Source organism: Streptomyces sp. NPDC003011, from assembly GCF_053591515.1.
Window position 1 is genome coordinate 1 of the sequence record NZ_JBSFTY010000011.1, and the last position, 25,636, is coordinate 25,636.

Below are 25,636 nucleotides of genomic sequence, written 5' to 3' on the forward strand. Positions count from 1 at the left end.
GGGGAAGATGACGGCGGGCAGCCGCTGACCCCAGCCCAGTTCCGTCATCATCATGAACAGCGGTACGACGCCGAGTTGGGGCGGCACCATCATGGGGAGATGGTCGAGTCGGCGTGGCGGGGATGGCTGCTGCACCACGGCCACTGATCCGCGTCTGTCCTGACCTGCGGAACGTTTCCGCAGGTCACGGCAGACGACAACGGTGTTCAGTGCCGCGTTGCCCGATACCCCCCGCCCGTAGTTGACTGTGGTCCCGGGCCGAACACAGGAGGCGCTTTTCATGGGGGCTGGCCACGATCACGGGCACGCGCACGGCGCGCACGGCGGCGGTACGGCGACCGCCGCGTACCGCGGGAGACTGCGGGTCGCGCTGTCGATCACGCTCACCGTGATGGTGGTCGAGATCGTCGGCGGGGTGGTCGCCGACTCGCTCGCCCTGGTGGCGGACGCGGCCCACATGGCGACGGACGCGGTGGGCCTCGGCATGGCGCTCCTCGCGATCCACTTCTCCAGTCGGCCCCCGAGCGACCGGCGCACCTTCGGCTACGCCCGCGCGGAGATCCTGGCCGCGCTCGCCAACTGCCTGCTGCTGCTCGGGGTCGGCGGCTACGTCCTGTACGAGGCGATCCAGCGGTTCGTCACCCCCGCCGACACCGACGGCGGTCTGACCGTCGTGTTCGGTCTGGTCGGTCTGGTGGCGAACATGATCTCGCTGTCCCTGCTGATGCGCGGGCAGAAGGAGAGCCTGAACGTGCGCGGCGCGTTCCTGGAGGTGGCCGCGGACGCGCTGGGGTCGCTCGCGGTGCTGATCTCGGCCGTGGTGATCCTCACCACCGGCTGGCAGGCCGCCGACCCGGTCGCCTCCCTCGCCATCGGCGTGATGATCGTGCCGCGCACCTGGAAGCTGCTGCGGGAGACCCTCGACGTGCTGCTGGAGGCGGCCCCCAAGGGCGTCGACATCGCGGAGGTGCGGGCCCACATACTGGCTCTGGACGGGGTCGAGGACGTCCACGACCTGCACGCGTGGACGATCACCTCGGGGATGCCGGTGCTGTCGGCGCACGTGGTCGTGCGTTCCGACGTGCTCAGCGCGATCGGCCACGAGAAGATGCTGCACGAGCTCCAGGGCTGCCTCGGTGACCACTTCGACGTGGAGCACTGCACCTTCCAGCTGGAGCCCGTCGGGCACGCGCGGCACGAGGCCCGGCTGTGCCACTGAGGACACCAGTTCGGCCGGTGACACGCCCGTTCTGACGGAATGCAGCGATCCGGCGAACGGGTGCGTCCTCATGCTCACAGCCCCGCCCCGGACGGTTCCGCCGCCGCCGCGCCGGGCACGCTCCCCTGCCGGGAGTGCCGGATTCGTACGGCACACTTGGGGCGCGAAGACCGAAGTGAAGGATGGGTATGCCGATCACACCTGCCACCGCGACGCACAGGCCGCCGAACGGCACCGCGGACGCGATCCTGCTGGAGCTGGTCGACGAGAACGGTGTGACGATCGGCACCGCGGAGAAGCTCGCCGCGCACCAGCCGCCGGGGCGGTTGCACCGCGCCTTCTCTGTGTTCCTCTTCGACGAGCGGGGCCGGCTGCTGCTCCAGCAGCGGGCGTCCGGCAAGTACCACTCCCCCGGTGTGTGGTCCAACACCTGCTGCGGCCATCCCTATCCCGGCGAGGCGCCCTTCGCGGCGGCGGCCCGGCGGACGTTCGAGGAACTGGGGCTCTCCCCGTCGCTGCTCGCCGAGGCGGGCACGGTCCGCTACAACCACCCGGACCCGGATTCGGGGCTGGTGGAGCAGGAGTACAACCACCTCTTCGTCGGGCTGGTGCAGTCCCCGCCGCGGCCGGACCCGGAAGAGGTCGGCGAGACGGTCTTCGTGACCCCGGCCGAGCTGGCGGAGCGGCACGCGAAGGACCCCTTCTCGTCCTGGTTCATGACCGTTCTGGACGCGGCCCGTCCGGCGGTCAGGGAACTGACGGGCCCGTCCGCCGGCTGGTGAGCGGCCGGGGGCCGGCCGGGCCTACGGCAGCTCCGCGGGCTTGAGCGGCACGGCGGCCCAGATCACCTTGCCGCCGCTCGCCGTGTGCTCCACGTCGCACATGCCGCCCGCCTCCCGGGTGACCTCGCGCACCAGGAGCAGACCGCGGCCGCCGGTCTGTCCGTGGTCGGCCTCCAGGGCGGTCGGGCGGTAGGGGTGGTTGTCCTCGACGGACACCCGTACCCACGCCGCGCCGACGGCGACCTCCACGGCGAGCATCGGTGACAGCAGGGCCGCGTGCCGCACGGCGTTCGTGACCAGCTCCGAGACGATCAGCAGCAGGCCCTCGACCAGGTCGTCCGAGACCGGCACGCCCTGGCGGTGGAGCAGGTCCCGTACGGCGTGTCGCGCCTGCGGGACGGAGGCGTCGACCGCGGGGGCGGTGAACCGCCACACGCCTTCGTACGGCAACGGATCCGGCGGCCCGGGGTCGCGGGGCTGGTCCGTTCCGTCCGGGCGTGGGCCGGACCCGCGCCCATGGTTGTTCATCGTCCGGTCGCCACCCTCGCGCTCGATTGTCACCACACGTCGAGTGTTGGCAACCGGCTCGGTCACCCGGAGAACTGAACAGAAGTCAGCTGGTATCGAGCGCTTCTGACCGTTGGCGCAAGTCCCGATGAGGTATGGGACCGTTCTTGTCCTCCCGTGTGTCGGCTTCGTGGATTTTTCGGGTTGTACGGGTTTGCCGACGCGGACGACGAGGACGACGAGGGACCCGCGGGTCCCTCGACCGGGGCGGATAGCATCCGGCGCATGGAGCCCCAGCTGCTGCACGGTGTCGCCGACGCGGTCGCCACCGTCGTCATCCACCACCCGGCCAAGCGCAACGCGATGACCGCCGCGATGTGGCGGGCGCTGCCGCCGCTGCTCGACACGCTGGCGGCCGACCCGGGCGTACGGGCCCTGGTGCTGACCGGTGAGGGCCCGACGTTCTGCGCGGGCGCCGACATCACCACGCTCCGGGGTTCCCCGAAGGAGGCGCAGGGGCTCGCGGTGCGCGCCGAGGAGGCTCTCGCGGCCTTCCCGAAGCCGACGCTGGCGGCGGTCCGCGGGCACTGTGTGGGCGGCGGGTCGCAGCTCGCGGCGGCCTGCGATCTGCGGTTCGCCGAGGAGGGCGCGCTGTTCGGGGTGACTCCGGCGAAGCTCGGGATCGTGTATCCGGCGTCCTCCACCCGGCGTCTGGTGTCGCTGGTGGGACCGGCGACGGCCAAGTACCTTTTGTTCTCCGGGGAGTTGATCGACGCGGGGCGGGCGCTGCGCACCGGGCTGGTGGACGAGGTGCTCCCGGAGGGCGAACTCGACGGGCGGGTCGCCGAGTTCGCCCGGATCCTGGTGTCCCGCTCCCAGCTGACGCAGGCCGCGGCGAAGGAGTTCGCGGACGGTCGCACGGACCGGGACGACCACTGGGCCGGGCAGGCACACGGCAGCGGCGACACCGCGGAGGGCGTCGCCGCGTTCCTGGAGCGCCGGCAGCCGCGGTTCACCTGGACTACGTCAGCATGAAGCGGCTGCGGGCCCGCAGCCGGTCGACGAGGTGTGCGGGCGCCTTCTCGGGCGACCCGGCGTCGTAGGGCGGCTGCGGGTCGTACTCCGTGGCCAGCTGGACGGTCCGGGCGTGGTCGTCGCCCGCGATCCGGCCGAGCAGGGTCAGGCCCATGTCGATGCCGGAGGAGACACCGGCGGCGGTGACGTACTTGCCGTCGAGGACGACCCGCTCCCCCGTGGGCACGGCTCCGAAGGGCTTGAGGTGGTCCAGGGCGAGCCAGTGCGAGGTGGCGCGGCGGCCGTCGAGGAGACCGGCGGCGGCGAGCAGCAGGGAGCCGGTGCACACGGAGGTCGTCCAGGTGCTGGTGGCGTCGGCGGTGCGCAGCCAGTCCAGGAGGGTGCCGTTCTCCATCTGCGCGCTCTGGCCGGGGCCGCCGGGCACGACCACGATGTCGGGGCCCGGCACGTCGGCGAGCGTCCGGTCGGCGACGAGGGCCAGGTCGCCGGTGTCGGTGCGCACGGGACCGGTCCGCTCGGCGACGAAGACGGTCTCCGCGTCCGGGAGGCGGCCGAGGGTCTCGTACGGGCCGACGGCGTCCAGGGCGGTGAAGCGGTCGAAGAGGACGATCGCGATCTGCATGAACTTCCTTCCGGGAGTTTGACACTTCGGGACTTCGGGACTTCGGGATTTCGGGGGGCTTGCCAGGGGCGTTCAGCGGGGCGCGGGGGCGGGGCGGAACCGGCGGCGGTACTCGGCCGGGGCGGTTTGGAGGGTCTTGACGAAGGCGCGGCGCATCGCCTCGGGGGTGCCGTAGCCGCTGGCGCGGGAGATCTCCTCGACGCCGTCGGCGGTGTCCTCCAGGAGACGGCGGGCGTGTTCGAGGCGGACCCGGTCGACGTAGCGGCCGGGGGTCATGCCGGTCTCGGCGCGGAAGGCGCGGGCGAAGTGGCGGGGCGACAACCGGGCGCGTCCGGCGAGGGACTCGACGCTCAGGTCGTCGGCGGGGTGCTCGGTGATCCACTGCTGGACCTCGCGCAACGGTGCGCGCTGGGCGGTCTGGGCGGCGAGCTGGGCGCTGAACTGGGCCTGGTTGCCGGGCCGGCGCAGGAAGACGACCAGGTGGCGGGCGATGGTGAGCGCCACGTCCCGGCCCAGGTCCTCCTCGACCAGGGCGAGGGCGAGGTCGATCCCGGAGGTGACGCCCGCGGAGGTGGAGACGTGTCCGTCGCGGACGTAGATAGGGTCCGGGTCGACCTCGACGGCCGGGTGGTCGCGGGCGAGCCGGGCGCCGTACGCCCAGTGGGTCGTGACGCGGTGGCCGTCGAGCAGTCCGGCCTCGGCGAGCAGGATCGCGCCGGTGCACACCGAGACCAGGCGGCGGGCGCGCGGGCCGTGCTCCCGCAGCCAGTCGGTCAGCGCCGGGTCGGGGCTTCGGGTGCCCCGGCCGCCCGGGACGAGGAGGGTGTGCGGATCGGGGGCGCCGGCGAGGGCCTCGTCCGGTACGAGGGCCAGGCCGCTGGAGGCGCGTACGGCGGCGCCGTCCAGTGAGGCCGTGCGGAGCCGGTAGGTGCCCGGGGAGTGCCGCTCGGCGCCGGCGAAGACCTCCCAGGGGCCGGTGACGTCCAGGCTCTGGACGCCGTCGAAGAGGACGAGGAGAACGGTGCGCTGCGCCATGCGGACGATTCTTCGGCGGCCGGAGCACGGCCGCAATGACGAGTAACCCACCTTTCCTGCCACGAACGGATCGCGTCCCGCCCTGGCCTGGATCAGGTACCGACGGGACCCGACGCTGCGAGAGCTGGACATGTACCGGCGCACCGAGCGCGCGGCGCAGGTCCGGGCTGGGGCGAAGGCCCTGTGGATACGCCGCGAGGAGTTGTTCATCGTCGATGACATCGACCTGCGGCGGATGAAGGTGAGAGGGATGCTCGACAGCAGGCGCCGCATCATCCGGGTCGAGAGCACGAACGCGGACAAGCGCCGCCGCGCAGTCATCGAAGGCGATCACGGGCTGGAGCCGATGGCGATGTTCGTCGGCCGCGGCGGACGAATGCCGACCCGACAGCGCTGGGAGCAGATATTCGACGCCGCACATCTGCGCGCCGTGGGGCTGAGCGAGGAGCCCCGGGTCGGCATCGTCATGCCGCGGGGGGTCCGGATCCACGACACTCGGCACACCTTCGCGGTCTACATGCTGCGGCTGCTGACGAAGCCGCTCCCTGGACCTGCCGATCCTCCCGAAGCACACCGAAGGCATCCGCTCCAAACTGGAACGCCTGCTCAGCCGGGGCATCCTCATCGAAGCCGAACTGATCAGTTTCCAGGCGGGAAAACAGATCGGTTTCCTCACAATGAAGGTGAGGCGAGCGGGTGACGGGCTGAGATCTCAGGGCTTCAAGATCATCCTGTGACCCCTTTTGGGCTTACCTCGGCGATCCCCCCTGGAGGGCCGCGTCGGTGTCCGCGGTGGCCAGCATGCTGTTGATGTTGGCGCCGGCCAGTGCGCCGGCCGCTGCGGAGGCCCCGACCTGGGCGGTCAGATCGGTGGCGTTGCCGGCCACCCACACACCCGGCACCTCGGTGGTGCCGGCCATGCCGGAGGCGAAACCGCGGCCCATGTTGTTCGGCAGGTCCTGCACCGGCAGGCGCAGACCTTCCAGGCCCTGGGTGCGGGCCTGCATCTGCGCGGCGACCGCGAGGACGCGGCGGGCCACGACCTGGCCGTCGGCCAGGCGCACCCCGGCGAGGGCACCGTCCTCGTCGTTGACGACCTCGGTGACCGGGGTGTCGATGACGCGGATGCCGCGGGCGGCGAAGCGGGTGCGGCTGTCCTCGTCCAGGTCAGTGCCGTGGGTGAAGTAGGTCAGGTCCTCGGTCAGCTGACGGAACAGAAACGCGTGGCCGATGGAGGCCGCGCCGGTGGCGAGGATACCGATGGGCTCATCGCGCACCTCCCAGCCGTGGCAGTACGGGCAGTGCACCACACTGTGCCCCCAGTGCTCGGCGAGCCCGGGCACCTGTGGCAGCACATCCGTGAGGCCGGTGGCCACCAGGATGCGGCGAGCGGTGATGCTGCGGCCGTCGGCCAGGGTGACGGTGAACCGCAGGTCCCCGTCCACCGACGGGGCGGCGGACTCGGCCGAGATCACCTCGCCGAACACGACGCGTCCGCCGTACTGGCGCACCTGCTCCCGGCCCCGTCGAAGGATCTCGGGCGGCGGGGTGCCGTCCAGGGCGAGGAGGCCGTGCACGGCCTTCGCGGGCGCGTTGCGCGGGGAGCCGCTGTCGATCACGACGACCGAGCGGCGGGAGCGGGCGAGGATCAGTGCACCGTTCAGCCCCGCGGCGCCCCCGCCGATCACCACCGCGTCGACGGTCCCCTCGGCCAGTGCGTCGCTCGCGTACGGAGGAGTCGCCACAGCCATGGCCTCCTGCCTTTCCTTGTCAGTCATGGTTCGGTCAACCCTTCGGGTTCTGGGCGGTTGGAGGGGGGTCAGCCGTTCAGGAAGCCCAGGATGTGGTCGGCGACCGTCTTGGGCTGTTCGAAGTGCAGGAAGTGCCCTGCGCCGGGTATGACGATGCGTTCGAGGCCGTTCGTGAACAGGTCGTCCATGCCGTCGCTCAACTCCACGGAGATGCAGTTGTCGTCGGCACCGTGGAGGTAGGGCGACGGGACGGTGAGGGCGCCGAAGGCCCGGGCTTGCAGGGATTGGGTCACCTCGTCCGCGGGCGGCGATCCGGCGGATGCGTCCCCGGCGATCCAGTGGACGCCCCGCCGGCGATCTAGCGGGTGGACCCGGTGTGCTCCCGCACAGTCGCCGCCTCGCTCGCCGTCGCCCCGGCCCCCGGCTCGGCGCTCTTCCTCGCGAACCCGCGCCGTCCCGGCAGGACCGCGAGGACGATCAGTGTTCCGGCGGCCATGATGATCCCGCCGATGAGGCTGGTCTGGGCGACTCCGTGGGCGAAGGCCTGGTGGACGGCGTCCACGGCGGCCTGGGCCTGCTGGGGCCCGGCGGAGGGATCCTGCCCGACCCGCTCCGCGACGGCCAGGCCGGCGCCGACCGAGTCCTTGGCGGTCTCCATCGCCTCCGCCGGGAGCCGGTCGCCCACCAGGTCGGTCAGCTCGTCGCGGTAGGCCGTGCCCAGCAGCGAGCCCAGCACCGCGATGCCCAGCGCCCCGCCCAGCTCCAGCGCGGTGTCGTTGACACCGCCGCCGACGCCCAGCTCGGACTCGGGGAAGGAGCCCATGATCGTGTCGGTCGCCGGGGAGATGGCCAGTCCGAGCGCGAGGCCCAGCATCATCAGCGGCGCCAGGAAGTCCCCGTACGTCGACCCCTTGTCGATCTGGGTGAGCAGGAACATGCCCGCCGTGCCGACGGCCATGCCGGTCACGGCCATCACCCTCACGCCCAGCTTCGGGGCGAGCACCCCGGTCGCCGCGGACCCGAGGAACACCGCACCGCCCAGCGGCAGCAGCCGTACACCCGTGTCCAGGGCGCCGTAGCCGAGGACGAACTGCAGGAACTGCGTCGAGTAGTAGATCACGGCGAACATGCCGAAGAAGAAGAACATCACCGCGAGCATCGAGCCGCTGAAGGGCCGCAGCGCGAACTGTCGGACGTCCAGCATCGGGTGCGGGTGCCGCAGCTCCCAGGCGACGAAGGCGACCAGACCGACACCGGCGACCACGGCGGCGGTGACGGGGCCGGCGCCCCAGCCGGAGTGCGGGCCCTCGATGGCGGCGTAGATCAGGGAGCCGACGGTGACGATCGACAGCAGACCACCGACGTAGTCGATCCGGCCCATGCCCTCCGCCTTGGACGGCGGTACCAGGGCGAGCGCGCCGAACACGGCGAGGACGGCGATCGGCACGTTGATCAGGAAGGTCGAGCCCCAGGCGTGGTCCTCAAGCAGCCAGCCGGAGACCAGCGGGCCGACGGCTACCGCCACCCCGGAGGTCGCGGCCCAGGCGGTGATGGCCTTGGCCCGCTCGCTCCGGGGGAAGGTCGCGACCAGCAGGGACAGCGTGGCCGGCATCACGACCGCGGCACCGACACCCATGATCGCGCGGGCCGCGATGACCAGCGAGGTCTCGTCGACCATGCTCCCCATCACCGAACCGCCGGCGAAGATCAGCAGACCCAGCACCAGCGCGCCGCGCCGGCTGTACTTGTCGCCGATCGCGCCCAGCACCAGCATCAGCGCCGCGTACGGAACGGTGTAGCTGTCGACGACCCACTGCAGATCACTGCTGCTCAGGCCCAGGTCGGTGGTCATGTCGGGGGCGGCGACGATCAGCGACGTGTTCGCCATCACCGTGATCAGCAGGCTCAGGCACAGCACGAGCAGCGCCCACCAGCGCCGCGCGTACGGCCCGGGCATCTTCTCCACGGGGGTGTTTGCAAGGAAGGGCATCAGTAGCTCCTGAGAGGGGGCGGGGCGGACGGGCGGGAGCACTTAATTGCCCATCAATGTGCAGACTAGTTTATTGCCCCTCGCTGTGCAACTATCGCGATGACTCCCTCCTCCCACCCGCCCTCGAGGTACCGACGTGACCAGCCGACCAGCACGAACACCGACGACGAGGCCGAGACGGTCTCCGGCCCGGCCCCACGAGACGCCGCCCTCTCCTGCTCCGACTTCGACTTCGTCCCCCTCGCCGACTTCGACCTCGGCTTCGGCGCAGCGTCGGGACGCGCGGGCCACCCGTGCCCGGATCCTCGACGCGGCTCGGCGGGAACTGACCCGCGACCCCGACAGCAGCCTGGAGGACATCGCCGGTGCCGCCGGTGTGGCCCGGCGCACCGTGTACGTCCACTTCGCCGGCCGGGCCGCGCTCGTCGAGGGCCTGGCCGCCGAGGCCGCGGAGGCGATCCGGCGCGCCGTCGCGGGTGCCCCGGCCCCGACCCCCGACGCCGTCGCGGACATGGCGCGATTCGTCCTCATGGTGTGGCCCGTCGGCGACCGCTACCGCGCCCTCATCCGGCTGGCCCGCGGCCATGACCTCGCACGCGCACGCGTCGACGAACTGCTGACCCCCGCCCGCTCCATGGCCACGAGGGTCTTCGCCCACGGCCGCCGACAGGGCGTCTTCCAGACCACCGTCCCGCCCGACCCGCTCACCCGAGCCATCGAGGCCGAACTGCTGACCCTGCTCGACTGCGTCGACTGCGGCCTGTGGTCCGACGACGGCACCGGCGCCGCCACCGCCGCCCTCATCGCCGCCGGAGTCGCCCCGGACACCGCCGCCGCGAAGGTCGATCACGTACGGAAGTCCGGGTCGCCCCCGAGTCCCGTCTGAAACCCGCGCCCGTGGGTCGACGAAGTCGGACGACGACAGCGAGGCACGGGCCCGCTCGGCGGAGGCGACCGTCTTCCTGTCGTACGCGGACCTGTCCGACGCCCTAGTCCTGGAACTGACCCGGGGCTACGGTTCCGACCGGATCCGCGCCCGCGTCCTGACCACCCTCGGCTTCGAGGTCACCGCGACGACGACCGTCCCGGCGGCCTCCGGCAACCGCGTCACCTTCAAGGACTTCAAGGTCGCGGGCCGCGTCGCCCTGCCCGAAGCCGGTGAGACGTTGCCCGGCCAGGTCTTCGCCGAGCCGATCGCGCCACGGAACTTCTCCGACGGCCTCCGACTGCGCTCGGTCACCACCACGGAGCAGGGCCTCACCGCCCACTTCTCCGGCAAGTCGGTCACCTTCCGCCGCGACGACGCCCGGGACACCTCGTCGAACGGGTCGGCCGGAGAGAAATCAGGTGCCGTGGGCCGGAAGAGCCGTAGCCATCGCCGACGCAACCTCCTCGACCACCGCGCTCGCCCGGTCCTCCGGCACGCCGGCCGCGATGAGGGTGGCCGTGGCGATCCGGTGCCCGTCGTCCTCCAGCGCGCCGGTGTTGACGGACTCCACCAGAGCCACGATCAACGCCATCAGGCCTGCGCTCTGCACGGCCGGCGGCAGATGGGAGTGGAAGACGCCGTCCCGCTGCCCGCGCTCCAGGATCCCGATGGCGGCCTCCTGGGCCGGCGCGAGCACCTCGTCGAGGCGCTCGGAGCCGAGGTCCCGCCGGGTGAGCGCCAGCAGCATGCGGTAGCGGTCGCCCACGGGCCACATCCGGAGTACGAACCACGCCAACGCCCGCTCGGCCGACTCCCCCGGCTCCGGCCCGGCCTCCACCGCGTTCCGCAACGTCTCGGCGGCTTCCTCGGCGAGCGCCTCCAGCAGCGCCGCCCGCCCCGGGAAGTGCCCGAAGAGGGTGCGCCGGACGACCCCGGCGGCCCGCGCCAGCTCCTCCAGCGTGACATCGGGGTTCCGCCCCAGCTCCTCACGGGCCGTGGCCAGGATGCGCGCCCGGTTGGACCGCGAATTACGGCGCAGCGGCTCGCGGGCCACGTGCTTGCTCACGGAGAACCTCGCAGCATCGAAGGACGGACGAACGGCCCCCCATTTTGTCACGCCGAGCCGAAGCCCCCGTCTCACGCCCCAGCGGCCGCTGCCTCACGCGAGACCCGCCCCACCTCGTCGCCCCGAAGCTGGGCCGACGCGGAACCGAGCGCGCCTGGTGCGGCCCTCGCGCTTGTTCCTCCAAGAGAGCCCCGGCGCGCCGGGCGCCGCCGCCGACCTCGTCCGTCGCGGCCATCCCACCGGCCACCCCCGTCGGATCAGACCGCGAACTCCCGGATCACGATGTTCCGGAACACCGCCTGCCCGTCGATGGTGAAGAGGGTCGGCCCGGTGTCGGACACGTCGGGGAAGACCACGGTCGAGTGCGCGTACCGGCCGTCGTCGACGAACATCTCGACGGACGTGCGGTCGACGAGGACGCGCAGGCGGAGCGTGCGGGCGGACAGGTCGAAGGGCGTCCGGTTCTCCTGCCAGCGGTCCGAGGCATCGAGGCCGGCGGTGCAACCGCGGTCGACGAAGGCGTAGTCGCCGTAGACCCCCACGTCGACGTGCCGCCCGCCGTCCGCCGAGCGCCGCAACTGCCAGCCCGGCACCCGTCAGTTGGTCCCAGGTGATGTCGCAGGTCAGTCCTTCTGGTCCCGGTCGGGGAACGCCTTGCCGGCGTGAAAACATGATCGAGGCGCCCGTCCGCCGACTCCTGTAGCTCGTTGGGACTCCAAGCCCGCAGGTCAGTCTGGTGCAGGGGCCGCTGCGGGGCCTTGCCTTGTTGCCGTAGGTCACGAACGGGCTACGGTTCTTGGCGTGCTCTGAGACAGCGGCCTGCGAGGTCCGATGTACATCATCGTTGTTCCTCACCTGGAAGTCGTGAGACAGGAGAGGGCCTGAGACATGCCAGCTGTTCATGAGCCGCACCGGGGCGACGGGCACCTCGCCGCGCTGATGTCCGCGGGGCTCGACGGCCTGGAGGCCCTGGTGACCCATACCGCGACCGGCAGGGGCATGACCCCGAAGTGGGTGCGCGGCACCCGCGGCTGGACCCGCAAGGACTGGGAGGCGGCGGCCGGGCGGCTGCGGGAGCGCGGACTGCTCGTCGAGGCCGGCGAGCTGACCGAGCAGGGGCTCGCGCTGCGCCAGGAGATCGAGCGGGAGACGGACCGGCTGGACCGGGCTCCCTACGAGCACCTGGGCGCGGACGGTTTCGCCCGGCTGACCGAGCTCGGCGCCGGCTTCGCGCAGGCCGCGCTCACCGCCGGGGCCTTCCCCGCCGATCTGTTCGGCAAGCGCTGAACAGGCCGGAGATCAACTGCCGAGGCATGCCGGGCCGTTCTTGAGGTACCCGTTGCCTTCCCGGTCGTCGTGACCGGGAGAGGAGAGGGGAATTTCCGTGTTCCGTGCGATCGCAGACGTACTCCGCCAGATCGGTGGGGCCATCGCCACTGTCGTGACCCTGCCCTTCCGTGCGGTGGCGCGCCTCTTCGGCGGCGCCTCCAGCTCGACCCGCAGCCGCCGGGCCTGACCCGCGCGGGACGTTCGCCGGGCCCGCGGCACCGTGCCGCGGGCGGCGGGCCGTCCCCCCGGCCCGCCGGGAATCCGCCCTGAACCCCGAGTGTCGGTGTCACCTGCCACAATTGCCGCGCAACCTCAGTGGAGAAGGCGGTACGGGATCGTGACGACACCCCTCGTAGGGTCCATCGAAGGCAGGATCGCCGAGGAACTCGGCGTGCGGGAGCGGCAGGTCCGGGCGGCCGTCGAGCTGCTCGACGGCGGCTCGACGGTTCCCTTCGTCGCTCGCTACCGCAAGGAAGCGACCGAGATGCTCGACGACGCGCAGCTGCGCACGATCGAGGAACGGCTGCGCTATCTGCGGGAGCTGGAGGAACGGCGGACGGCGATCCTGGAGTCGGTGCGCGAGCAGGGCAAGCTCACCGAGGAGCTGGAGGCGCGGATCCGCGGCGCGGAGACCAAGGCGCGCCTGGAGGACATCTACCTGCCGTTCAAGCCGAAGCGGCGCACCAAGGCGCAGATCGCCCGCGAGGCGGGCCTGGAGCCGCTGGCGGACGGACTGGTCGGCGACCCGACCGTGGAACCCCTGGCCGCGGCGGCCGCCTTCGTGGACGCCGACAAGGGCGTGGCCGACCCGCAGGCCGCCCTGGACGGCGCGCGGGCGATCCTCACCGAGCGGTTCTCCGAGGACGCGGACCTGATCGGCGAGGTGCGCGAGCGCATGTGGGCGCGCGGGCGGCTGGTCGCCAAGGTGCGGGAGGGCAAGGAGGAGGCGGGCGCCAAGTTCGCCGACTACTTCGACTTCGCCGAGCCGTTCACCGCACTGCCCTCGCACCGCGTCCTCGCCATGCTGCGCGGCGAGAAGGAGGAGGTCCTCGACCTCGTCCTGGAGCCGGAGGAGCCGACCGACGGGCCGTCGTCGTACGAGGGGATGGTGGCGCACCGGTTCGGGATCACCGACCGGGGCCGTCCCGGCGACAAGTGGCTCAAGGACACGGTCCGCTGGGCCTGGCGCACCCGCATCCTGGTGCACCTGGGCATCGACATCCGGATGCGGCTGCGCACGGCCGCGGAGGACGGGGCGGTCGACGTCTTCGCGGCGAACCTGCGGGACCTGCTGCTCGCGGCGCCGGCCGGCACCCGCGCCACGCTGGGCCTGGACCCCGGTTTCCGTACGGGCGTGAAGGTCGCCGTGGTCGACGCGACCGGCAAGGTCGTCGCCACGGACGTCATCCATCCGCACGTCCCGGCCAACAAGTGGGACGAGGCCATCGCCAGGCTCGCCCGGCTGGCGAAGGAGCACGCGGTCGAACTGATCGCGATCGGCAACGGCACGGCCTCCCGTGAGACCGACAAGCTGGCCGGTGAACTGATCGCCAAGCACCCGGAGCTGAACCTCACCAAGGTGATGGTGTCCGAGGCGGGCGCCTCCGTGTACTCGGCCTCCGCCTTCGCCTCGCAGGAGCTGCCCGACATGGACGTGTCGCTGCGCGGCGCCGTGTCGATCGCGCGCCGGCTCCAGGACCCCCTCGCGGAGCTGGTGAAGATCGACCCGAAGTCGATCGGTGTCGGCCAGTACCAGCACGACCTGTCCGAGGTGAAGCTGTCGCGTTCGCTGGACGCGGTGGTGGAGGACTGTGTGAACGGCGTCGGTGTCGACGTCAACACGGCGTCGGCCCCGCTGCTCTCCCGGGTCTCCGGCATCACCTCCGCTCTCGCCGAGAACATCGTGGCGCACCGCGACGCCAACGGCCCGTTCACGTCCCGCTCACAGCTGAAGGCCGTGGCCCGGCTCGGTCCGAAGGCGTTCGAGCAGTGCGCGGGTTTCCTCCGCATCCGCGGCGGCGACGACCCGCTGGACGCGTCCAGCGTGCACCCCGAGGCGTACCCGGTGGTGCGGCGCATGGTGAGGACGGCGGGCAGCGAGGTCGCCTCGCTGGTCGGCAACACGGCCGTGCTGCGCTCGCTGAGGCCGGACGACTTCGTGGACGAGACGTTCGGTCTGCCGACCGTGACGGACATCCTCAAGGAGCTGGAGAAGCCCGGGCGCGACCCGCGGCCCGCGTTCAGGACGGCCACCTTCAAGGACGGCGTCGAGAAGATCTCCGACCTGTCCTCCGGGATGATCCTGGAGGGCGTGGTCACGAACGTGGCGGCCTTCGGGGCGTTCGTCGACGTCGGTGTCCACCAGGACGGGCTGGTGCACGTCTCGGCGATGTCGAAGACGTTCGTCAAGGACCCGCGGGACGTGGTGAAGCCGGGCGACATCGTCAAGGTGAAGGTGCTCGACATCGACATCCCGCGCAAGCGGATCTCCCTGACGCTGCGGCTCGACGACGAGGCGGCGCCGCAGGAGCGCCAGCAGGCCGGGGGCGGCGTCGAGCGCCGGCAGCGGGGCGCGCGTCCGCCGCAGCAGCGGCAGAACCGTGGAGTCGGTGCGGGCGGCGGGGGCGGCGGCGGCGCGCGTCAGGCGACGCCGCCCGCCAACAGCGCGATGGCCGACGCCCTGCGCAAGGCGGGCCTCGCCGACCCCAAGAAAGGCAGGCGCTGAAGGGCAGGCGCTGAACGGCGGGAGTTGAGCGGCGGTCGCTGAGCCGTCCGGCCCGGGTTCTCCGGTACGGACGGGGCCGGGCCGGGCCGGGACGGTTCGTCCGTAGGCCGGCACCATGCGGTCGGCCTCGGCGACAGGGATGCACCGCGGGCGCGCGGCACGGCGGTCAGCGACGCCTCCGGCGTCAGGCCCAGCCGCCAGGCGCCCGGCGGGCCGTCAGCGCTCGGTCACCTTGCCGTCGGCCACCTCGAAGCGGCGGGTCACACGGACGGCGTCCAGCATGCGGCGGTCGTGGGTGACCAGGAGCAGCGTGCCCTCGTAGGCGTCCAGGGCCGCCTCCAGCTGTTCGATGGCCGGCAGGTCCAGGTGGTTGGTCGGCTCGTCCAGGACCAGGAGGTTGACGCCCCGGCCCTGGAGCAGGGCCAGCGCGGCCCGGGTGCGCTCGCCCGGGGAGAGGGTCGACGCCGGGCGCAGGACATGCTCCGCCTTCAGGCCGAACTTCGCCAACAGCGTGCGGACCTCGGCCGGTTCGGTGTCCGGCACGGCCGCGCCGAAGGCGTCCAGCAGGACCTCCGGGCCGTGGAACAGCTTGCGGGCCTGGTCGACCTCGCCGGTCAGGACACCGGACCCCAGGGAGGCGGCGCCCACGTCCAGCGGCACGCGGCCCAGCAGGGCGCCGAGCAGGGTGGACTTGCCCGAGCCGTTCGCTCCGGTCACCGCGATCCGGTCCGCCCAGTCGATCTGCAGGGAAACCGGGCCGAGCACGAAGCCGCCGCGCCGGACCTCGGCGCCCCGCAGGGTCGCGACGACGGCGCCCGAACGCGGGGCCGTCGCGATCTCCATACGCAGCTCCCACTCCTTGCGGGGCTCCTCGACGACGTCAAGGCGTTCGATCATGCGCTGCGTCTGGCGGGCCTTCGCGGCCTGCTTCTCGCTGGCCTCGCTGCGGAACTTGCGGCCGATCTTGTCGTTGTCGTTGGCCGCCTTGCGGCGGGCGTTCTTCACGCCCTTGTCCATCCAGGAACGCTGGACCTGGGCCCGCTCCTGGAGGGCTGCCTTCTTGTCGGCGAACTCCTCGTAGTCGCCGCGCGCGTGCCGCCGGGCGACCTCCCGCTCCTCCAGATAGGCCTCGTAGCCGCCGCCGTAGAGAGAGATCTGCTGCTGGGCCAGGTCGAGTTCGAGGACCTTGGTGACCGTGCGGGTGAGGAACTCGCGGTCGTGGCTGACCACGACCGTGCCCGCCCGCAGGCCGCCCACGAAGCGTTCGAGGCGTTCCAGGCCGTCCAGGTCGAGGTCGTTGGTCGGCTCGTCGAGGAGGAAGACGTCGTAGCGGGACAGGAGCAGCGAGGCCAGTCCGGCGCGGGCCGCCTGGCCGCCCGACAGGGCCGTCATCGGCAGGTCCAGGTCGACCGCGAGGCCGAGTCCGTCGGCGACCTCCTCGGCCCGCTCGTCCAGGTCGGCGCCGCCGAGCCCGAGCCAGCGCTCCAGGCTCGTGGCGTACGCGTCGTCCGCGCCCGGGGCCCCGTCGACGAGGGCCTGCGTGGCCTCGTCCATCTGCCGCTGGGCCTCGGCCACGCCGGTGCGGCGGGCGAGGAAGTCCCGTACGGTCTCGCCCGGCCGGCGCTCCGGCTCCTGCGGGAGGTGGCCGACGGTCGCCGACGGCGGGGACAGCCGCAGCTCCCCCTCCTCCGGGGCGGTGAGGCCGGCGAGCATCCTGAGCAGCGTGGACTTGCCCGCGCCGTTGGCCCCGACCAGGCCGATCACATCACCGGGCGCGACGACGAGGTCGAGCCCGGAGAACAGGGAGCGGTCGCCGTGGCCGGCGGCGAGGTTCTTGGCGACGAGAGTGGCAGTCATCAGGGAGCCGATCCTAACGGGCGGCCCGCGCGGTCCGCGTCCCGGTTTCTCAGTGGGCCATCGCCGCCACCAGCACGCTCCCCGAGGTCCGCGCCACCACGAAGGACTCCCCCTTGACCGCCCTGGCGTCCAGGGCGATCCGGTGGTGGCCCGGTTCCAGGACACCGTCGAAGAGCTCGTGGGTGTGGGTGCGGTGGAGGCGGTCGAGACGGTACGCGGTGAGGACCACCCGGCACGGGGAGGTGACCTCGATGCCCGCCTCGCCGTCGGCGGCCAGCAGGCGGGTGAGGCGGCGCCGGTCCACCGGGCTGCGGTCGAGGGCGTGCTCGATCTGGGCGACGAGGAGGGGCACGATCGGGGCGAGTCCGTCCACGTAGGCCACCTCGACGCCGGCCTGGTCGAAGGAGCGGCGTACGGTGGCCCGTTCCTCCGGGGTGACCGCGCGGCCGAAGGCGACGGCTCCGTAGGCGTGCAGTTCGTCGGCGGAGATGTCGTGCGTGCCGTGGGTGATGTCGGCGCCGATGCCGATGATGCGCAGCGCGGCGGCGAGCTTGGCCAGGAGGGCGGCCCGGGCGCCGACCAGCAGGACCCGGCGGCGGGTGCCGACGGTCTCGCCGGTGTCACCCGTGTCGCCGGTGCCGTCGAGCAGGGAGGCCAGAGCCGCCCGATACTCGGCGCCGTGGAAGCGGAAGGGGCCGATGCCGTGGTAGCCGTTGAGCCGCAGGTCGGCGTGTTCGTCCGTCTGCCAGGCGAAGTCCCGCCAGACGTAGTCGTCGCCGTCGCGGACGATGACCGCGGTGACGGCGCCGCACCCCAGGTCCGCGCACTCGGGGCAGCCGTAGACGACGAAGCGGCCGCCGGGCAGGGGCGCCTCCGTCTCCAGGAGCAGGGTGCGGACCTGGGCGGTGAAGAGGGCGGGCGGGACGTCGGAGGCGAGCGGGGAGACGGCGTCGAGGTCGGAGAGCTGGAAGAGGAGCGGGCGTCCGTCGACGATGAAGTCCACGAAGTCGCGGTGTACCTGGTAACCACCGTCGGCGAGGACTCCACCGGCACGCATCGCCGGTGCCAGGCCGAAGGTCGCGTATGCGGCAGACATGCTGTGAGTATTCCCGCAGCGGGACCGCCATGAGCACGGCATGACACATTCCGCTAACGTCCCCGTGTGGAGAGCGGACTGAGGGGTGACGTCGTCGTGGTCGGCGGCGGGGTCATCGGGCTGACGACGGCCGTGGTGCTCGCCGAGCGCGGCCGGCGGGTGCGGGTGTGGACGCGGGATCCCGTGGAGCGGACCACCTCGGCGGTTGCCGGGGCGCTGTGGTGGCCGTACGCCATCGAGCCGGTCGCGTCCGCGCGCGCGTGGGCGCTGCGCTCGCTGGACGTCCACGAAGAGGCGGCGGCCTCGCCCGAGGTCACCGGCGTACGCCTGGTCGAAGGGGTACTGGGCGAGGCGGACCTGGACGAGGCCCTCGCCTGGGCGGGCGCCCGGATGCCGGGGCTGCGGGCGGCGACGGCCGCGGAGTACGCCGGGACGGGCGTGTGGGCCCGATTGCCCCTCATCGACATGTCGACCCACCTGCCGTGGCTGCGGGAGCGGCTCCTGAAGGCGGGCGGGGTGATCGACATCCGTACGGTGTCCGACCTGGCCGAGGTCGACGCGCCGGTGGTGGTCAACTGCACCGGGCTGGGCGCCCGCGCGCTCGTGCCGGACCCGTCGGTGCGTCCGGTGCGCGGGCAGCTGGTCGTCGTGGAGAACCCCGGCATCCGCACCTGGGCGGTCTCCACGGACGCCTTGGGGGCGAAGACGTACGTCTTCCCGCAGCCGGGCCGGCTCGTGCTGGGCGGCACGGCGGACGAGGACGCGTGGGCGCTGGAGCCGGATCCCGAGGTCGCGGAGGCGATCGTACGGCGGTGTGCGGTGCTGCGGCCGGAGATCGCCGGGGCGCGGGTGCTGGAGCACCGGGTGGGGCTCAGGCCCGCCCGGCCCGCGGTCCGGCTGGAGCGTGAACCGCTGCCCGGCGGGCGGGTGCTGGTGCACAACTACGGTCACGGCGGTGCGGGCGTGACCGTGGCCTGGGGATGTGCGGAGGAGGCGGCGGACCTGGCCGTCGCCTCCCCCGCGTGAACGCGATGCGAGCCGGACGTGAGCAAAGTCAGCAGTCGGTGACCGGCTCACCGGCGGTGAGGTGGTACGGGGCGCGCTCGTCGAGGAGCAGGGGGACGAGGGCGCGCAGGGACTGGCGCAGCGGGACGTAGGTGTCCTTCGTCCGCACGCCGTGCAGGGCGAGTTCGTCCTGCACCTCGGCGTACTGGCCGGCGGTGAGCCGGTAGCCGCAGGGCGGGTCCGCGATCACCTCGGCCGCGTCCGGCGGGTCGTTGTCGGCGCCGCCGAGGTAGACCGGCCCGGTGTCGGCATGACCCGCGCGCCGGGCCGTGGCCGTGGCCGCCTCGACCTGCGCGCGCCGCTCCCCGGCGAACCGGAACAGTCCCTTCAGCGCGGCCAGTTGGGAGTCCACCCGGCGTCGGTTGTTGACCGGTTCCGGGACCTGGGTCAGCGGCTCGACCCGGCTCTCGATGAGCAGGCCGAGCGCGTGCTTGATCCCGGACAGGTTGCGCAGGATGCGTTCCTGCCCGTCCCCGGCGACCTGCCGGATCGGCTCGCCGGTGACGGGGTCGGTCCAGATGCCGTACGTGCCGGTGGAGTGTCCGGCGCGCTGTGCGGCGGGGCGGACGTACGCCTCGGACAGGGCCCGGGCCTGGTCGTGGACGGCCGCGTCGGTGTTGAGGTTGCGCGGCCACAGGTCGAACAGGTCCTTGTCGTAGTACGGGGGCGTGCCGCCGTACTCGTGCAGGTCGTAGATCACGTCGGGGCGCCGGTCGCGGATGATCGCGGCCATGGCGCGTCCCTCGGCGGTCCGCAGGGCGATGTGGTCGCGGTTGATGTCGACGCCGTCGCTGTTGCCGCGGGTGCCGGCGGCGCGGCCGTCGGGGTTGGCGGTGGGCACGACGAGCAGGGTGGTGCGCTCCAGGAACCGGCGGGTGGGCCGGTCCTTGGCGTACGCCAGGTCGCGGACCGTGCTCAGGCAGGCCTCCCGGCCGGAGGGTTCGTCACCGTGCTGACTGCACACGAGCAGCACCTTGTTCGGTGCGTGTGCCGCGCCGATCCGGACGAGCTGGAGGGGGCGGCCCTGCTTCGTCGTGCCGACGCGGGTCATCGAGACCCGGGCGCTCGCGCGGTCGACGGCCGTGAGGAAGGACCGCTCCTCGCTCTCGCCGGTCCAGCGGGCGCCGTCCGTCCGCTCGAAGCCGGTGCGGGGCGGGGGCTCCGCGGCGGCGGCCGGTACCGCGGCCAGGGAGGCGGCCAGGGCCGCGGTGGTCAGGGTCAGCGCGCGGATCATCGGCCGCCCCCGGGTATCCGCTGGGCGGCGCGCGGTGCGGCCACCCCGTCGAGGGGGGCGGCCTCGGGCCCGGTGGCCGCGGACCCGGCGGTGGCGCGGGCGAAGGCGGTGGTGCCGCCGACGAACGGGACGCGGGCCGCGGTGCGGGACAGGTCGAGCGTCAGCGTGGGCCGCGTGGACGGCGGGTCGATGAGGTCCTTGTCGGTGCCCGCGACGATCAGCGCGAGGCGGTGTCCGGCCGGGACGACGTGGTCCGTGGCGCCCAGGTCCAGGGTGATCGTGTAGGCCTTGCCCGGGGTGAGCGGGACGCCCTTGCGGTCGGAGGCGTACGTGCCGAGGTCGGCCCAGCCGCGGCTGACGACCGTGTGGTCGACGTCGGCGGTCCTGGCCCGGGTCTCCTTGTAGCAGGCACTGTCGCCGGTGGTGCTCACGCCCCAGCAGGTGCGGTCGGTGAGCGTGGTGATCCCCTCGCCGCTCGCGCCATAGTCCCGGACGGTGTCGGGGCCGAGGTCGACGAGGACGGCGGACAGGTGGGCCGTCGAGGTGGTCGGGGTGGCGGTGACGGTGACCTTCGAGGAGCCGGACAGGCGCAGGTCGCGGGTGAGCGGCCCGGTGGTGAAGCCGGCCTTGTCGGGCGTGGCGGTGTCGATCCGCTCGGCCCAGTCGGTCTCGCTCGACCGCGGGTCGTCGGTGAACGTCTCGGTGCCGGTGCCCTTGCGCAGGCCGAGGGCGCCGACGCCGTCCCGCGCGCCCTCGGCGGGGCGCAGGGTCGTGGTGGCGGTAGCGTGCGGCGGCCAGGCCCGGGAGGTGACCCACTGGTCGGGGTGGCGTTCGATGTCGGCCATCGGCTCGCGGTCGATGCCGTTGTCGTAGCCGAGGAGTTCGTGGTCGAACCAGCGGTGCAGGGTGTCGACCCAGGCGGCGCGGCGGAAGTCGAAGGGGTCGACGTGGCCGGTCTGGGAGAGCCAGATCTTGCGCTCGACGCCGTTCTTCGCGAGGGCGTCCCACCACGGACCGACGTGCTGCATACGGACGTTGAGGTCCTGCATGCCGTGGACGAGGAAGACGCTGGCCTTCACCTTGGAGGCGGCCTTGACGTAGTCGCGCTCGCTCCACAGCCTGGTCCGGTCGCCGGTGCGCGGTGCCTGCTCGACCAGCTTCCGCTGCACGGCGGCGCACTTGGCGCGGGCGTCGGGGCTGTCGACGTAGTCCGACAGCCAGTCGGGGCCGGAGTCGTACAGCGGGGCGCCCTGGGCGAAGTAGTAGTCGTACCAGGTCGAGATGGCGCCGATCGGGACGATGGTCTCCAGGCCCTCGACGCCGGTGGCGGCGACGCCGTTGGCGACGGTGCCGTCCCAGCTCTTGCCGATCATGCCGGTCCTGCCGTTGGTCCAGGTCGCCTCGGCGCGGGTGGTGCCGGTGCGGCTGGTGTAGGCCTTGCCGCGGCCGTTCAGCCAGTCGACGACGGCCTTCGCGGACTGGATGTCGGAGCGTCCGCCGACGTCCACACAGCCGTCGGAGCGGTTGGTGCCGGCGAGGTCGACGCCGACGAAGGCGTAGCCGCGGGGCACGAAGTAGTTGTCGTAGAACAGCGGCATCTGGACGACTTCGCCGCTCGCGTCGTACGTCTTGAGCTGACTCTCGTTGCCGCGCCCGCAGCAGGAGTAGTACGGGCTGGCGTCCATGATCACGGGAACCTTGCGGCCCTGCCGGGCGGGTTCGCGCGGCCGGACGATGTCCGCCGCGACCCGGTCGGTCCTCCCGTCGCCGTCGCCGTCGAGTCCGGTGTCCACCCAGACGGCTTCGCGGACCGCGTCGTCGTACGAGTGGACGGGCCGGCTCTCGCGCGGGGCGGCGTGGGCGGCGGCCGGGGTGAGAAGGGTGGCCATCAGGGCTGTGAGGGCCACCGCGGCGAGCGGTCTCCAGGTCGTTAAGCGCATGCGTGTCGGCATGCGCGGACGGTACATCGGTCAACTCCCGCGCAGAAGAGGGCCGTCACCCGCGCGCGGTGCCGTCGCAACGTCCGCGGCGCGACATGTGACGGCCGAATGGCATGTGTGTGACAGCGGCGGCCATGGACAGGTTTGGTCTCACAGGCACTGAATAGGCTTCGAACAGACTTCGGTCCCCTACGACTTGGAGCTTTCGTGCACCGCAGAATCTTCGCGCCGGGCGCACTCGCCGCGGCCACGCTGCTGCTGGCGATCCCGGCATCGGCCGCGAGCCACACGCCCGGCGCACCGGGCATCGGCGACCCCTACTACCCGGACTACGGCAACGGCGGCTACGACGTCTCGCACTACGACCTGCGGCTCCGGTACCAGCCGCGGACGGACGAGCTGGAGGGGACGGCGACGCTGCTGGCCCGCACCACGCAGGACCTGTCACGGTTCAACCTGGACTTCCTGCTGGACGTGAGCGAGGTGCGGGTGGGCGGCGTGCGCGCGGCGTTCACCACTTCCGGCGAGCACGAACTGGAGATCACCCCGAAGACCCCGCTGCCCAAGGGCACGGCGGTCACGATCGTGGTGCGCTACAGCGGTGTGCCGTCGTCGAAGGAGGCGTACGGCTTCACCAACTGGCTGCGCACACCGGACGGCGCAGTCGCGGCGAACGAGCCCGAGGCGGCCTGGTGGTGGTTCCCGAGCAACGACCACCCCCTCGACAAGGCCACCTACGACGTGTCGGTGCAGGTGCCCGACGGCACCCAGGCCATCTCCAACGGCACGCTCCAGTCGACGAGTTCACGGGCCGGCTGGACGCGGTACAGCTGGCGGTCGAACAAGCCGCAGGCCACGTACCTCGCGACGCTGGCCGTCGGCCGGTTCGACGTCACGACCGGGACGACCGAGAGCGGCATCCCGGTCCTGAACGCCTACAGCAAGGACCTCGGCGACCACGCCGCCGCGGCCCGGGCGAGCATCGAGCGGACCGGGGAGATCGCGGACTGGCTGACCGAGTACTTCGGGCCCTATCCGTACAACGCGCTCGGCGGGTACGTGCCGAACGTGACCACCGGGTACGCGCTGGAGACGCAGACCCGGCCGTTCTACAGTCCGCGGCAGTTCGCGAACGGATCGAACACCTCCGTGGTCGTGCACGAGCTGGCCCACCAGTGGTACGGCGACCTGGTGTCCGTCGCGGGCTGGAAGGACATCTGGATCAACGAGGGCTTCGCGCGGTACGCGCAGTGGCTGTGGTCCGAGCACGAGGGTGAGGGCACGACGCGGGAACTCGCCGACCACGTGTACGCCTCGCACCCTGCCGACGACCCGTTCTGGACGGTGCGGCCCGGTGATCCGGGGCCGGAGAACCAGTTCCACCTCGCGGTCTACGACCGGGGCGCGCTGGCCCTGCAGGCGCTGCGCGACGAGATCGGCGACGAGGCGTTCTTCGCCGTCCTGAAGGGCTGGCCGCGGACGTACGCGCACGGCAACGCGTCGGTGGCCGACTTCCGCGCGTACGCCGAACAGGTGTCCGGCAAGCCGTTGGCCGCGCTGTTCGACACCTGGCTGTACCAGCCGGTGAAGCCGGCAGCGGCCGCGGCACGCGACGCGTCCGTCGCGCGGGGCACGGCGGCGGCCGTACCGCCGAAGTCGTGGGCGAAGATCGCGGCGACGAACGACGTGCACGCGCACTGAGAGCTCGCGCGGGCGCCGGGGGGTTCGGTCCGTCCGGCGGTCCGCGGTGGGCAGGCGCGGGGCGCGGGGGCTGGTCGCGCAGTCCCCCGCGCCCCTTGCGCGCGTCCCTGACCGTCCGCCGGCAGATGTGGACGCGACCGCCGCGCGGCGGCTCGGCACGGCCGCGGAGTACGCCGCCGACGTGAGCGTGGGGAAGCGTACGGCACCGCTGACACCGCCGTCGGGCTGCTACTTCGTGAGGCTGGACAGTTCGTTGTCCGCCTTCGTCGACACCCTGCGCCGGACACCGAACCAGCCGCCGGTCAGGAGGACGGCGATGACAGGGATGAGGAGGAGGGTCCTGCGGCCCACCTCGGGGTCGTTGCCCATCATGGCGAGGCAGGCGAGGAGGAAGGCGATCGTGGTGATCTCCGTGACCGGGCTGAACGGCAGGCGGAAGGAGGGGCGGGCCAGCAGGCCTGCGCGGGCGCGGCGGACGAGGACCAGGTGGCAGACCATGATGATCACCCAGGTGCTGATGATGCCGAGGGAGGCGACGTTCAGCACGATCTCGAAGGCCTGGTGCGGCATGAGGTAGTTCAGGCCGACGCCGAGCACGCACACCGCGCAGGTCAGCAGGATGCCGCCGTAGGGCACCTGGCTGCGGTTCATCCGGGCGGTGAACTCCGGCGCGGAGCCCGCCATCGCCATGGAACGCAGGATGCGGCCGGTGGAGTACAGGCCGGAGTTGAGGGACGACATGGCGGCGGTGAGGACGACCAGGTTCATCACGTCGCCCGCCGCCGGGACGCCGATCTTCGACAGCACCGTGACGAAGGGGCTCTCGTCGGCGGAATAGGCGGAGCCGGGGAGGAGGAGGGCCAGCAGGACGACCGAGCCCACGTAGAAGAGGCCCACCCGCCACATGATCGAGTTCACCGCGCGCGGGACGACCTTCTCCGGCTCGGCGGTCTCGCCCGCGGCGACGCCGACCAGCTCCAGGGCGGCGTACGCGAAGATCACGCCCTGCATGACGAGGACGACCGGCATCACGCCGTGCGGGAGCACGCCGCCGTTGTCGGTGATCACGCCGACCCCCGGGGTCCGCCCGCCCACCTCGTGCTGCGTGGCCAGCAGGAAGACGCCGATCAGCATGAAGCCGACGAGGGTGGCGACCTTGACGATCGCGAACCAGAACTCCATCTCGCCGAAGTACTTCACCGAGATCAGGTTCACCGCCAGGACCACCGCGAGGGCGATCAGGGCGAGCACCCACTGCGGGATGTCGGTGAACGGGCTCCAGTAGTGCGTGTACAGCGCGATCGCGGTGATGTCGGCGATCCCGGTCGTCGACCAGTTCAGGAAGTACATCCAGCCGGCGACGTACGCGCCCTTCTCCCCGAGGAACTCGCGCGCGTACGACACGAACGAACCGGAGGACGGGCGGTACAGGACCAGCTCGCCGAGCGCCCGCACCACGAAGAAGGCGAAGACGCCGCAGACGAGGTAGGCGAGCGCGAGCGCGGGGCCCGCGTTGTGCAGACGGCCGCCGGCACCCAGGAAGAGCCCGGTGCCGATCGCGCCGCCGATGGCGATCATGTTGACGTGACGGGCCTTGAGGTCCTTGCTGTATCCGGCGTCGCCCGCGTCCGCGGGCACCTGCGCCACGTCGGTGCGGGAGACGGCCTGGGCCGATTCCACGGCGTCCTTGCTCACGGGTGGTTCCACTCTCTGGTGCGCCCCCGGCGGGTCCCGCTCGGGTGTCCGGACGTGTC

21 protein-coding genes and 3 pseudogenes are annotated in these 25,636 nt (G+C 72.2%); 10 read left to right on the forward strand and 14 right to left on the reverse strand.

Translation table 11 applies throughout. From position 1 onward, the window contains the following. Positions 1-93, reverse strand: a pseudogene (locus ACWD0J_RS08070) (carbohydrate ABC transporter permease); the annotation flags it as partial. A 187-nt stretch (positions 94-280) separates the two neighbouring features. Between ACWD0J_RS08070 and ACWD0J_RS08075 the strand changes: the two are divergent. Beyond that, positions 281-1,219, forward strand: a complete 939-nt coding sequence (locus tag ACWD0J_RS08075; RefSeq protein ID WP_451494919.1) for a cation diffusion facilitator family transporter — start codon at positions 281-283, stop codon at positions 1,217-1,219. Positions 1,220-1,407: 188 nt separating this feature from the next. Further along, entirely contained in the window at positions 1,408-2,001 is a 594-nt protein-coding gene (gene idi, locus ACWD0J_RS08080) for an isopentenyl-diphosphate Delta-isomerase (RefSeq protein WP_451494920.1), read from the forward strand. 21 nt (positions 2,002-2,022) lie between these two features. Here the strand turns inward: idi and ACWD0J_RS08085 are convergent, their stop codons facing one another. Beyond that, positions 2,023-2,529 (reverse strand): ATP-binding protein, encoded by a 507-nt coding sequence (locus ACWD0J_RS08085; protein WP_451495027.1) that lies wholly within the window; start codon positions 2,527-2,529, stop codon positions 2,023-2,025. A gap of 264 nt (positions 2,530-2,793) precedes the next feature. Here ACWD0J_RS08085 and ACWD0J_RS08090 point away from each other — a divergent pair, with 264 nt between their 5' ends. After that, positions 2,794-3,543 carry an enoyl-CoA hydratase/isomerase family protein gene (locus ACWD0J_RS08090; RefSeq protein WP_451494921.1) on the forward strand — a complete coding sequence of 250 codons (750 nt, stop codon included), beginning with the start codon at positions 2,794-2,796 and terminating at the stop codon, positions 3,541-3,543. On the opposite strand, the gene ACWD0J_RS08095 is transcribed toward ACWD0J_RS08090, so the two are convergent. Together ACWD0J_RS08095 and ACWD0J_RS08100 are read right to left on the reverse strand one after the other, a co-directional pair. Next, complete coding sequence (locus ACWD0J_RS08095; RefSeq protein ID WP_451494922.1) at positions 3,530-4,165, reverse strand: DJ-1/PfpI family protein; 636 nt, start codon at positions 4,163-4,165, stop codon at positions 3,530-3,532. The two genes, ACWD0J_RS08090 and ACWD0J_RS08095, sit on opposite strands and share 14 nt — an antisense overlap. Before the next feature lie 72 nt (positions 4,166-4,237). After that, on the reverse strand, positions 4,238-5,200 hold the full coding sequence (locus ACWD0J_RS08100; RefSeq protein WP_451494923.1) for a GlxA family transcriptional regulator: 963 nt from the start codon (positions 5,198-5,200) through the stop codon (positions 4,238-4,240). A gap of 130 nt (positions 5,201-5,330) precedes the next feature. Here ACWD0J_RS08100 and ACWD0J_RS08105 point away from each other — a divergent pair, with 130 nt between their 5' ends. Beyond that, on the forward strand, positions 5,331-5,900 hold the full coding sequence (locus tag ACWD0J_RS08105) for a hypothetical protein (RefSeq protein WP_451494924.1): 570 nt from the start codon (positions 5,331-5,333) through the stop codon (positions 5,898-5,900). Between the two features lie 49 nt (positions 5,901-5,949). On the opposite strand, the gene ACWD0J_RS08110 is transcribed toward ACWD0J_RS08105, so the two are convergent. The 3 genes from ACWD0J_RS08110 to ACWD0J_RS08120 all read right to left on the reverse strand — a co-directional run bounded on the left by ACWD0J_RS08110 (position 5,950) and on the right by ACWD0J_RS08120 (position 8,941). Continuing rightward, positions 5,950-6,951 carry an NAD(P)/FAD-dependent oxidoreductase gene (locus ACWD0J_RS08110; protein WP_451495028.1) on the reverse strand — a complete coding sequence of 334 codons (1,002 nt, stop codon included), beginning with the start codon at positions 6,949-6,951 and terminating at the stop codon, positions 5,950-5,952. A gap of 68 nt (positions 6,952-7,019) precedes the next feature. Next, complete coding sequence (locus ACWD0J_RS08115) at positions 7,020-7,244, reverse strand: alpha/beta fold hydrolase (RefSeq protein WP_451494925.1); 225 nt, start codon at positions 7,242-7,244, stop codon at positions 7,020-7,022. 65 nt (positions 7,245-7,309) lie between these two features. Next, positions 7,310-8,941, reverse strand: coding sequence for an MFS transporter (locus tag ACWD0J_RS08120; protein ID WP_451494926.1), 1,632 nt, complete (start codon positions 8,939-8,941; stop codon positions 7,310-7,312). Positions 8,942-9,242: 301 nt separating this feature from the next. Between ACWD0J_RS08120 and ACWD0J_RS08125 the strand changes: the two genes are divergently transcribed. After that, positions 9,243-9,827 (forward strand): TetR/AcrR family transcriptional regulator, encoded by a 585-nt coding sequence (locus ACWD0J_RS08125; RefSeq protein WP_451495029.1) that lies wholly within the window; start codon positions 9,243-9,245, stop codon positions 9,825-9,827. Positions 9,828-10,284: 457 nt separating this feature from the next. On the opposite strand, the gene ACWD0J_RS08130 is transcribed toward ACWD0J_RS08125, so the two are convergent. Continuing rightward, complete coding sequence (locus tag ACWD0J_RS08130; RefSeq protein ID WP_451494927.1) at positions 10,285-10,935, reverse strand: TetR/AcrR family transcriptional regulator; 651 nt, start codon at positions 10,933-10,935, stop codon at positions 10,285-10,287. A 257-nt stretch (positions 10,936-11,192) separates the two neighbouring features. Then, positions 11,193-11,562 (reverse strand): annotated as a pseudogene (locus tag ACWD0J_RS08135) (GH32 C-terminal domain-containing protein); the annotation flags it as partial. Positions 11,563-11,844: 282 nt separating this feature from the next. Here ACWD0J_RS08135 and ACWD0J_RS08140 point away from each other — a divergent pair. The 3 genes and pseudogenes from ACWD0J_RS08140 to ACWD0J_RS08150 all read left to right on the forward strand — a co-directional run. Next, a pseudogene (locus ACWD0J_RS08140) lies at positions 11,845-12,222 on the forward strand (SCO6745 family protein); the annotation flags it as partial. Between the two features lie 97 nt (positions 12,223-12,319). Then, entirely contained in the window at positions 12,320-12,451 is a 132-nt protein-coding gene (locus tag ACWD0J_RS08145) for an LPFR motif small protein (protein WP_256122763.1), read from the forward strand. A gap of 150 nt (positions 12,452-12,601) precedes the next feature. Beyond that, on the forward strand, positions 12,602-14,989 hold the full coding sequence (locus ACWD0J_RS08150; RefSeq protein WP_451494928.1) for a Tex family protein: 2,388 nt from the start codon (positions 12,602-12,604) through the stop codon (positions 14,987-14,989). Positions 14,990-15,205: 216 nt separating this feature from the next. Here the strand turns inward: ACWD0J_RS08150 and ACWD0J_RS08155 are convergent, their stop codons facing one another. Together ACWD0J_RS08155 and ACWD0J_RS08160 are read right to left on the reverse strand one after the other, a co-directional pair. Next, positions 15,206-16,846: an ABC-F family ATP-binding cassette domain-containing protein gene (locus tag ACWD0J_RS08155; protein WP_451494929.1), complete on the reverse strand. Its 1,641-nt coding sequence runs from the start codon at positions 16,844-16,846 to the stop codon at positions 15,206-15,208. 49 nt (positions 16,847-16,895) lie between these two features. Beyond that, positions 16,896-17,942: an oxidoreductase gene (locus ACWD0J_RS08160; protein ID WP_451494930.1), complete on the reverse strand. Its 1,047-nt coding sequence runs from the start codon at positions 17,940-17,942 to the stop codon at positions 16,896-16,898. A gap of 66 nt (positions 17,943-18,008) precedes the next feature. Between ACWD0J_RS08160 and ACWD0J_RS08165 the strand changes: the two genes are divergently transcribed. Continuing rightward, positions 18,009-18,968, forward strand: coding sequence for an FAD-dependent oxidoreductase (locus ACWD0J_RS08165; protein WP_451494931.1), 960 nt, complete (start codon positions 18,009-18,011; stop codon positions 18,966-18,968). A gap of 28 nt (positions 18,969-18,996) precedes the next feature. Here the strand turns inward: ACWD0J_RS08165 and ACWD0J_RS08170 are convergent, their stop codons facing one another. Next, entirely contained in the window at positions 18,997-20,241 is a 1,245-nt protein-coding gene (locus ACWD0J_RS08170) for a M14 family metallopeptidase (RefSeq protein ID WP_451494932.1), read from the reverse strand. Beyond that, on the reverse strand, positions 20,238-22,193 hold the full coding sequence (locus ACWD0J_RS08175; RefSeq protein ID WP_451494933.1) for a Xaa-Pro dipeptidyl-peptidase: 1,956 nt from the start codon (positions 22,191-22,193) through the stop codon (positions 20,238-20,240). Before ACWD0J_RS08175 ends, ACWD0J_RS08170 begins: the two co-directional genes overlap by 4 nt. Positions 22,194-22,388: 195 nt before the next feature. Here ACWD0J_RS08175 and ACWD0J_RS08180 point away from each other — a divergent pair, with 195 nt between their 5' ends. Continuing rightward, positions 22,389-23,882: a M1 family metallopeptidase gene (locus tag ACWD0J_RS08180; RefSeq protein WP_451494934.1), complete on the forward strand. Its 1,494-nt coding sequence runs from the start codon at positions 22,389-22,391 to the stop codon at positions 23,880-23,882. Positions 23,883-24,110: 228 nt separating this feature from the next. Here the strand turns inward: ACWD0J_RS08180 and ACWD0J_RS08185 are convergent, their stop codons facing one another. Next, complete coding sequence (locus ACWD0J_RS08185) at positions 24,111-25,577, reverse strand: amino acid permease (protein ID WP_451494935.1); 1,467 nt, start codon at positions 25,575-25,577, stop codon at positions 24,111-24,113. Positions 25,578-25,636 lie beyond the last annotated feature (59 nt).